The sequence below is a fragment of the Comamonas odontotermitis genome, assembly GCF_014207855.1.
GTDB classification, from domain to species: Bacteria; Pseudomonadota; Gammaproteobacteria; order Burkholderiales; family Burkholderiaceae_C; genus Comamonas; species Comamonas odontotermitis_A.
The window spans coordinates 26,255-34,761 of sequence record NZ_JACHKZ010000037.1 but is presented as its reverse complement, the minus strand read 5'-3'; the positions used below and the strand labels follow the sequence as shown (position 1 = coordinate 34,761).

General features: G+C 60.9%; 7 protein-coding genes and 2 riboswitches. Of the genes, 5 read left to right on the top strand and 2 right to left on the bottom strand.

Annotation, left to right across the window (positions count from 1 at the left end):
- Nucleotides 1-268: 268 nt before the first annotated feature.
- Complete coding sequence (locus HNP33_RS21235) at nucleotides 269-403, bottom strand: hypothetical protein (RefSeq protein WP_267906730.1); 135 nt, start codon at nucleotides 401-403, stop codon at nucleotides 269-271.
- A 422-nt stretch (nucleotides 404-825) separates the two neighbouring features.
- Nucleotides 826-925, top strand: a riboswitch (glycine riboswitch).
- Nucleotides 926-1,043, top strand: a riboswitch (glycine riboswitch).
- Between the two features lie 55 nt (nucleotides 1,044-1,098).
- On the opposite strand from HNP33_RS21235, the gene HNP33_RS19025 reads away from it, so the two are divergent.
- On the top strand, nucleotides 1,099-2,367 hold the full coding sequence (locus tag HNP33_RS19025; RefSeq protein WP_184711349.1) for a D-amino acid dehydrogenase: 1,269 nt from the start codon (nucleotides 1,099-1,101) through the stop codon (nucleotides 2,365-2,367).
- A gap of 135 nt (nucleotides 2,368-2,502) precedes the next feature.
- Here HNP33_RS19025 and HNP33_RS19020 read toward each other — a convergent pair whose 3' ends face one another.
- Nucleotides 2,503-3,900 carry a PLP-dependent aminotransferase family protein gene (locus HNP33_RS19020; RefSeq protein ID WP_184711351.1) on the bottom strand — a complete coding sequence of 466 codons (1,398 nt, stop codon included), beginning with the start codon at nucleotides 3,898-3,900 and terminating at the stop codon, nucleotides 2,503-2,505.
- 278 nt (nucleotides 3,901-4,178) lie between these two features.
- Between HNP33_RS19020 and HNP33_RS19015 the strand changes: the two genes are divergently transcribed.
- From HNP33_RS19015 to HNP33_RS19000, 4 genes are all read left to right on the top strand, one after another.
- The gene (locus tag HNP33_RS19015; RefSeq protein WP_184711353.1) at nucleotides 4,179-5,042 is read left to right on the top strand and encodes a DMT family transporter; all 864 of its coding nucleotides are present in this window, start codon (nucleotides 4,179-4,181) and stop codon (nucleotides 5,040-5,042) included.
- A gap of 114 nt (nucleotides 5,043-5,156) precedes the next feature.
- Nucleotides 5,157-5,840 (top strand): GbsR/MarR family transcriptional regulator, encoded by a 684-nt coding sequence (locus HNP33_RS19010; RefSeq protein WP_184711355.1) that lies wholly within the window; start codon nucleotides 5,157-5,159, stop codon nucleotides 5,838-5,840.
- Between the two features lie 6 nt (nucleotides 5,841-5,846).
- Nucleotides 5,847-7,319, top strand: a complete 1,473-nt coding sequence (locus HNP33_RS19005) for an efflux transporter outer membrane subunit (protein WP_184711357.1) — start codon at nucleotides 5,847-5,849, stop codon at nucleotides 7,317-7,319.
- On the top strand, nucleotides 7,312-8,502 hold the full coding sequence (locus HNP33_RS19000; RefSeq protein WP_184711359.1) for an efflux RND transporter periplasmic adaptor subunit: 1,191 nt from the start codon (nucleotides 7,312-7,314) through the stop codon (nucleotides 8,500-8,502). The genes HNP33_RS19005 and HNP33_RS19000 overlap by 8 nt, the downstream gene beginning before the upstream one ends.
- Nucleotides 8,503-8,507: the final 5 nt, after the last annotated feature.

The following is an 8,507-nucleotide window of genomic DNA, read 5'->3' as shown; positions in this document are numbered from 1 at the left end:
AGTTTGTGGTGCGGTACTTGCGCCGACCCCAGTTCGTCTCACTCATCATCCGAGCCTACTACCGCTGCGGCCCGGATTTGTGCAACAAAGCCCTGCTGATTGCTCAATAAGATAGTGGATGATTCTTGAGAATGAATCTTCATATTCCACTTGCGAAGTGAGTATTCATGCTAAAGCCAGATAAATCGTTTGGTTGTAGGTTTTTATGAAGCATTGCCATGCGATTTTCCCTACGATGCGCAATAAGGTCCGGAGCTCAGAAAGTACGTCATGGGGCGTCCTTGTCTGTTGGGCGTGGTGGGGCGGGGCGTCCATCCGGGGCGCGGGCATCGGCGTCGCGCAAACCGCGCTTGACGTCCTGGTATGCCTGCTCCACCCGTGGTGACGGTTGCCCGTCCGTCATATCCGTGGATTGGTCTCGTTCATGGGGTAGCTTGGCATTTGGCCCCGGGTCGTCTTTTCGTGCGGGCTTGTTGGTGTTGATGCGAACTTCCGGGGTGTGCGTGAGGGGTGGGTTGGCGGGTTGAGTCATGGTGGAGTCAGTCCTTTGCGGGTGTGCTGACTCCCATTGGGCGATCACTGCTTTGCCATGTCTGTAGGAGGAGCGAGTTTGCCGCTTCTGCGAGTGGAATTTGCGGTCTGGACTGACACGGTGTGGCAGCTGCGAGGGTAAGCCATGGTTCCGACTTGGATGGCTCGCTTGGTGGGGTGCCGGTTTGTTCATCCAAAGGGCCTTGTATTTCGCATCTTGGCGGAGACAAGCGTGGAAAACACGTATATTCAAGCCTTGGGGATATCTTTAAATTCAGTATCCAGGCTTTCAGCCAAGTGGTGTCGAGAGAGACCGCGTGCACTAAGACTGTCACGTGGCGCCGAAGGAGCAACCGCCCCGGAAACTCTCAGGCAAAAGGATCGGCACCATTTATCCATTCACTCTGAAGAATGCGCCGCGCCATCGTCCGCGGGCATACCGAAGGAGCAAGCGATCACCGCCCGGATGGGGTGACTCGTGAATCTCTCAGGTCCAGAACAGAGGGGGCGTTCGGCGCGCATGTTGCGCCCGGACTCCACCCTCGACGTATCAGGACCTGATTCATCATGAAAACAATCGCCGTTATCGGTGGCGGTATTACGGGCGTGACCACAGCGTATGCCCTGGCCAGACGGGGTTTTTCCGTTACCCTGTTCGAGAAGCAGCGCTATGCCGCAATGGAGACCTCATTCGCCAACGGCGGGCAGCTTTCTGCTTCCAATGCAGAGGTATGGAACCACTCGTCGACCGTTCTCAAGGGCCTTCAATGGATGTTCAAAAGCGATGCTCCGCTGCTGATCAATCCAAAGCCGAGTTGGCACAAGCTGTCATGGTTCTGTGAGTTTCTGGCGGCCATTCCGCACTACCAGAGCAACACGGTTGAAACAGCACGGCTGGCCATTGCTGCGCGGGAGCACCTCTTTGCGTGGGGTGCGGAAGAGGGCATCGATTTTGATTTGAAGCAGAAGGGAATCCTCCATATCTACCGCAACCAGGCTGGTTTTGAGCATGCGGGCAAGGTTTCCAGGCTGCTTGCGCAAGGCGGTCTGGAGCGGCGTGCCGTGACGCCGCAGGAGATGCGGGCGATTGAGCCGACCTTGTCTGGGTCTTTTTACGGAGGCTATTTCACCGAAAGCGATTCGACGGGTGACATCCATAAGTTCACGAGCGGTCTGGCCGCGGCCTGCTCTCGCATGGGGGTGAATTGCCTGTATGGCCAGCAGGTGCTGTCTGTCAGCAGTAATGGAAAGCAAGCCAGTGTGACCGTGCAGCAAGCAGACGGGCCCATGACCTCTACCTTTGATGGCATCGTTGTATGCGCTGGTACCGCCAGCCGCGCGTTGGCGGCCCAGTTGGGCGACCGCGTCAACATCTATCCTGTCAAGGGCTATTCGATCACGGTGAATCTGCTGGATGAAAACAGCCAGGCTGCGGCGCCCAACATCAGCCTGCTGGATGACGAGACCAAGCTGGTCACCAGCCGATTGGGCGATGATCGCTTCCGCGTGGCGGGCACTGCGGAGTTCAATGGATACAACAAGGATATCCGGGCTGACCGGATTCGGCCGCTGATCGATTGGGTGCAGGCGTGCTTTCCGGGCGTCAGCACTCGCAGTGTGGTGCCTTGGGCGGGGCTGCGCCCGATGATGCCCAATATGCTGCCGCGTGTGGGGCGAGGCAACCAGCCTTGCGTTTTCTACAACACGGGCCATGGCCATCTGGGCTGGACTCTTTCTGCAGTCACTGCCAGCATGATTGGCGATATCGTTCAGCAGACACTGGACAAGACCACCATGGTGCCTGCGTCCATGGCTCTCAGCGAGGCCGGAACCTGATCCGGCTTTTCGCTCAAGCGCCCAGGGTTTCATGCCCGGGCGCTTTTTCTCGGTGTGCCATAGCCAATGGCATGGCTGGGCGGCTTGGTCAAAGCACTTTTCAGGATGCGTGTCAGGATGCGTCTCAGGAGGCCGTCAGCGATGCTGACGTTCCTCGCGCAATGCACCGGCCAGCACACTGAAAACACGGTCGTCCGTTGACTGCGCCACATTGAAGCGCAGAAAGCTGCCTGCATTCTGGTTGGGGCTGAAGGCGTTGCCGGGGGCCAGTACGACCTGTTGCTGCAGGCAGCGGCGGGCCAGTGCAGCGGAGTCCACGCCATCCGGTAGCTGGCACCAGATGAACATGCCAGCTTTTGGGGTATGCCAGGGCTCGATGCCGAGCTTTGCCAAGCGAGAGAGGGTGGTGTGCATGCCCTGGGCGAGGTGGATGCGCAGGGCTTCCATGTGCTTGCGATAGCCGCTGTCCGTTAAAGCAGCATGGGTGACATCGGCTGCCAGCCTGCCTCCGGCAAAGCTGGTGGCAATCTTCAGATCGATCAGGCTGTCTATCCAGTCGGGTCTTGCCGCCACAAAGCCACAACGCAGCGATGCAGACAAGGTCTTGGAGAAGCTGCCTATATGAATGACACGGGCGAGGCCGTCGAGCGCGGCCAGCCGCGGTGCAGGGCTGTGCTCGAAATCCGCAAAGATGTCATCTTCGATGATGGTCAGGCCTGCGCGTTCGGCAAGCTTGAGTACCCGGTGGGCGGTGACAGCTGACAAGGTCGCCCCCGTCGGATTGTGTATGCCGGAATTGGTGATGTAGAGGCGAGGGGCGTGCGCTTGCAGCGCTGCCTCGAACTTCTCGATGTCCGGGCCTTGCGGCGTGTAGGCGACTCCAACCACCTGCGCCCGGTGTGCCTTGAGAAGGGCGTGGAAGTTGAAGTAACAGGGATCGTCCACCAGCACGGTGTCTCCCGGCTCCAGCAGGAAGCGGCAGATCAGGTCGATGGCCTGCGTACCCGATTCGGTGAGCATGATCTGCTGAGGCGGCGCCTCAATGTCATGGGCAAGCATGCGCCTCGATAGCAGCTGGCGCAGTGGCAACTGGCCCTGGGGGGAGGCGTATTCCGCTAGTTCGAGGGGGCTGGCGCGGGCCAGCGTGCGCAGAGCCCGGCGCATGCCGCTTTCATAGAGCAAAGCGGGCGGCAGCCAGCCGCAGCCCGGCCGCAGCATTGCATCGCCGGCCTCGAGCGTCTGGCGCGATACCCATAGTGGATCGACGGCACGGTCCAACTTGGGGCCGATCTCAGTGAGTGCCAGAGGCGCAACCGGCCCTTCCACATAGAAGCCGGAGCCTGGGCGGGAGGTCAACACGCCTTGTGCCATCAGGCGCTCATAGGCCTCGACCACAGTGGATACCGATAGCCCCATGACCTGTGCCTGCGCGCGAACCGACGGCAGGCGCGCGCCCGGACCATAGATACGGGCGGCGATGCGTGACTGAATCTCGTGCATCACGGCCTGGATACGGGTGTTACTGCGTGCCATATTGAGGATCTGTACTGAAAATATGCCAATACAGTTTATTTTAATTGTGCTGTATTGTGCATGGATTCAATCTGCTTGCCGATGCTCTACTTGGTGCCTAAGAACCCTCCGCAAAACTCCCTGCCATGGTCTGAGCGCGGTCTCGGGCGATTCGCTGCGTGGTCTTTTTCGTCAATAGCTACGGTTATTGCCTTCAAAAGACGCCTTGCGCCTCATCCCGATCCGCGTCTATCCCTATGGCGAGGGTTTTGCAGAGGATCCCTGGTAAGGAGCAATGGATGGACAAGGTGACGAAGGGCTGGGTGAATGGCCTGATTGGTGTGGCGATCTTTGCGGGTTCGTTGCCCGCAACGCGGGTAGCGGTTGCCGATTTCGATCCGATTTTTCTGACTGCCGCGCGGGCAACGATTGCCGCATTGCTGGCGTTGGCCATGCTGGCTTTGCTGCGCCAACCCAGGCCGGGCGGTGCGCAGGTGTTTTCTTTGATCTTGACGGCCATTGGTGGTGTGGTGGGGTTCCCGCTGCTGACGGCCATGGCATTGCAGCATGTAACTTCGGCGCATTCCATCGTTTTTGTGGGGCTGCTGCCGCTCAGTACGGCCATCTTTGCCGTGCTCAGAGGTGGAGAACGTCCTCGCCCCACGTTCTGGCTCTTTTCGGTATTGGGTGCTGCCATGGTGGCGGGGTATGCAGCGGCGGGCAGTGCGGCAGGTTCGCTGCAGGGAGACTTGCTGATGCTCGCAGCCATTGCCGTCTGCGGCCTGGGCTATGCCGAAGGGGCGCGGCTGTCACGTTCGCTGGGTGGCTGGCAGGTGATCTGCTGGGCGCTGGTGCTGTCGCTGCCGGTGATGCTGCCGCTGGCTTGGTTCAGCATGCCTTCTTCATTTGCCGCTGTCGGTGCGCCTGCGTGGCTGGGCTTGGCCTACGTGTCTTTGTTTTCCATGTTGATCGGCTTTGTGTTCTGGTATCGCGGTCTGGCACAAGGGGGCATTGCAGCCGTAGGCCAGTTGCAATTGCTGCAGCCATTCATGGGGCTCGGGTTGGCTGCGGTGTTGTTGCACGAGCAGGTCAGTTGGGCCATGTTGGCGGTAACCCTGGTCGCTGTAGTCTGTGTGGCGGGAGCCAAGAAGTATGCGCATTAGGCGCTCCACGGCGCGACTTTAAGGTCGCGCGCACCCTGTAGTTCTGGAAATCTGGAAAACCTGTATTAGAATTGTTCAGTGTAGAGTGAACAATATAAATGATGAGGTGTTCCGGTGAAAGAGTTGGCAGGCGAGGGTCAAAAGGCGCGCGAACTATTTATTGAGCGAAATGCAATCCAGGCGGAGCTTGGCGGGTTGCCAAGGATTGCGGGTCGGCTCATCGGTATTTTTTTGCTGGATGGTGGCCCGATCAGTTTTTCTGACCTGGCAGAACGTATGCAGGCCAGCCGGGCAAGCGTCAGTACCAATACGCGACTGCTTGAGCGTCTGGGGATCATCGAGCGCGTCGCCTTGCGCGGAGAGCGCCAGGATTTCTTCAGTCTGCGGGCCAATCCGTTTGCGCTGGCCATTGAGCAAAGCATCGATCAGTGCCAGCGCTTTTCTGAGTATGTTGACGAGTTGCTGATCGGTGCTGAGCTGGGCGAGGACGCGATTGAACGGTTGCGTCAGGCGCAGGTTTTTCACGAGGTCACAGCCAAAACCCTGCAAGGGTTGCTGGCTACTTTGACACGGAACAATTGGACGCATTCCAGAGAGGCGGCGCAGGCAACATCTAGTGCCGAAAATGCAGGCCGCGGCCGTATAGTCCGGGAGTTCTCCGAAGAACGGGCGCAGCAGCTTCCCGACTCGGCGCAGGCTGGAATCCGGCTCTTGGCAGCCAGGCCCGCCAAGGCCAAGCCACCTGCAGGCGATAGGCCCCGGCATCCAGCGTCTGGCAAAACGCCTCGCAAACCCTGAGTTTTCATGAAGAACGTCTTTTTCTGGTTGGGTCCAGCCTGTCTGCTGGCCATGTCTGGATGTGCTTCGGTACCCGATGCACCCAGGCCCTTTCCACTGGTGGCCCAGCAATACTCTGTCGCACCTGAGGAACTGACAGGTGGCGCTGCCACGGCAACGCCAAAGGTATTGGATGCCTGGTGGACATTGTTTGATGAACCCATGCTGAACCAGTTGGTGAAGCAGGCTCTGCAGGCCAGCACCGAGGCGCGCATGAGCATGGCGCGTATGCGTGAGGCGCGGGCCGTGCGCGAGGCAGCGCTGACACAATACCGCCCGCAGGGCGGATTGCGTGCCGGTGGCGAGCGCCGGGGCAGCCGCAATCTGGGGCATGGGTCATCCGCATTGGATATGCAGGGAGCTGGCGGGGGTGCGCGGAGCAGCGCGAACCTGGATGTGCTGGTGTCCTGGGAGCTGGATCTGTTTGGCCGAGGCGATGCATTGCAGCGTCAGGCAGACGGTGATTATGGCTCTGCCATTTATGGCGCTTATGCAGAACGCGCGGCGCTGGTGGCAGAGGTTGCCCGCTCTTTGTTTGAAACCCAGCGCCTTGCTGCGGCGCTGGCCGACGCCCAGGCGACGGTCGCCATACAGACGCGGCTGCAAGAAGTGCTGGCGCGCAAGGTAGAGCGTGGGCTGGCTCCTCTGTCGGAGTCGGCCCGCGTGGACGCAGGCCTTTTATCGGCGCAGGCCAACGCCATGGTGCTGCAATCTCAGTTGGATGCCACACGGCGCGCACTGCTGGTGCTGGTGGGCATGGGCGATGAGCCCCTTGCAGCCCTTGCCCTGGACCATGAGCAGACTCGCCCCCCGGCCTTGCCCCAGGCATTGCCGGCCGAGCTGTTGTCGCGCCGCCCTGATGTACTGCAGGCGCGGGCGCAGATGCAGGCTGCCGCCGGTGGTCTGGATCTGGCGCGGCTTGCTCTGTTGCCGAGTGTGAGTCTTACGCCGGGTATCGGACTGAACTGGCAGAAGCAGGGCGCTTCGCTCAGCACTGGTTTTTGGTCGCTGGCAGCCAATGCGGCACTGCCGGTTCTGGACCGGCCTCGTCTGCTGGCCAATGCCCGCGCTCAAGGCGCACGGGCCGAGCAGGCCGTGATTGCCTATGAGCAGGTGGTGCAGCGGGCCTTTTCCGAGGCAGACCAGGCCTTGCTGCGCATGGCACCGGATGGTCGGCGCATTGCAGCGCTGGAGCAGGCACAACACCGGGCGCAGGCGGCCTATGACGCCTCTGTCAAAGGCTACGGCGCCGGCTTTTTTGACTTGATCGTAGTGCTTGATTCCGAGCTGGTTTACCGCGAAGCCCGTGTGGCATTGACCAATGCGCGGGCTGAGGCGCTCGCCCATGCTGTGCAGGTATTTCAAGCATTGGGCGGTGGCTGGAACAGTGGCGCAAAGGCGCTGGATGCAGACAGTAATGGCGAGGGAATCAATGGCTAAAAGCTCTGAAAACTGGATGGCGCTGGGCGCCGTGGCTGTCGCCCTGATGTTGCTGTCTGGCTGCTCCAGAAGCAATGCCGACAAGACGGCGCAGCCTGCTCCTGCCGAAGCGGTGCGCGCAGTCAGCATGGCTCGGGTGGAGCTGCGCCCGATGGGCATGGCTCAGCAGGCTTCTGGCTTGCTGGTGGCGCGCGAGGAGATTGCTGTGGGTCCTGAGTTGAGCGGTTACCGGGTTGCAGCCTTGTTGGCCGACGAGGGCGATAGCGTGCGTGCGGGCCAGCCCTTGGCGAGGCTGGACGATGGCTTGCTGCAAGCCAGAATCCGGCAGGCCGAGGCAAGCCTTGCGCAGGCGCGTGCCCAGGCCAGGCAGGCGCAGGCCGAATCTGCCCGCGTCGATGGGCTGGACGGGCAGGGGGTGCTTTCCGAGGAACAGATCCAGCAGCGCCGCACGGCCGCAGCCAGCGCCAATGCCAGCGCCGATGTGGCGGCTGCGAATCTGGCGGGGCTCAAGGAGGAAGCCGAGCGCATGACCTTGCGCGCACCGGTGGCAGGGGTAGTGCTGCAGCGCAATGTGCGCCGGGGCGATGTGGCAAGCCCGGGAGGGGAGGCTATGTTCCGCCTGGCGCGCGATGGCATGGTGGAGCTGGCAGCCGAAGTGCCAGAGGACCAGGTCGATCGCATTCACCTGGGTGATGCGGTTGAGGTAACGCTGGCATCCGGAGTAGTTTTGCACGGCAAAGTACGTCTGTTGTCACGACGGGTTGACGAAAAGACGAAGCTGGCCCAGGTGCGGGTGAGTCTGCCAGTGCGCGCCGATCTGCGCCCGGGTGGCTTTGCGCGTGCCGACTTTCTGCATTCCGCCGAACCTGTGGCCGCTGTGCCGGAAAAAGCCATTCATTTCGAGGCGGGTGGCCCGCAATTGGCCACTATCGATGGTGATGACCGTATTCGCAAGCTGCCGGTGACTCTGGGGGCGCGATCACAGGGCTGGGTGGTTCTGCGCGACGGCCCGCCGGTGGGAACGCGTCTGGCATTGGGTGGAGGAGCCTTCGTGCTCGACGGCGACAGGGTTCAGATCAAGCAGCCAGCGACGGTGGAAGCAGCGGCTTCTGCTTCTGTATCTGGCGTAAAAGCTGCGTCTGGCGTTGCCGATTCTGCCCCTGCAGCCAGCGGAGGCCAATGATGAGG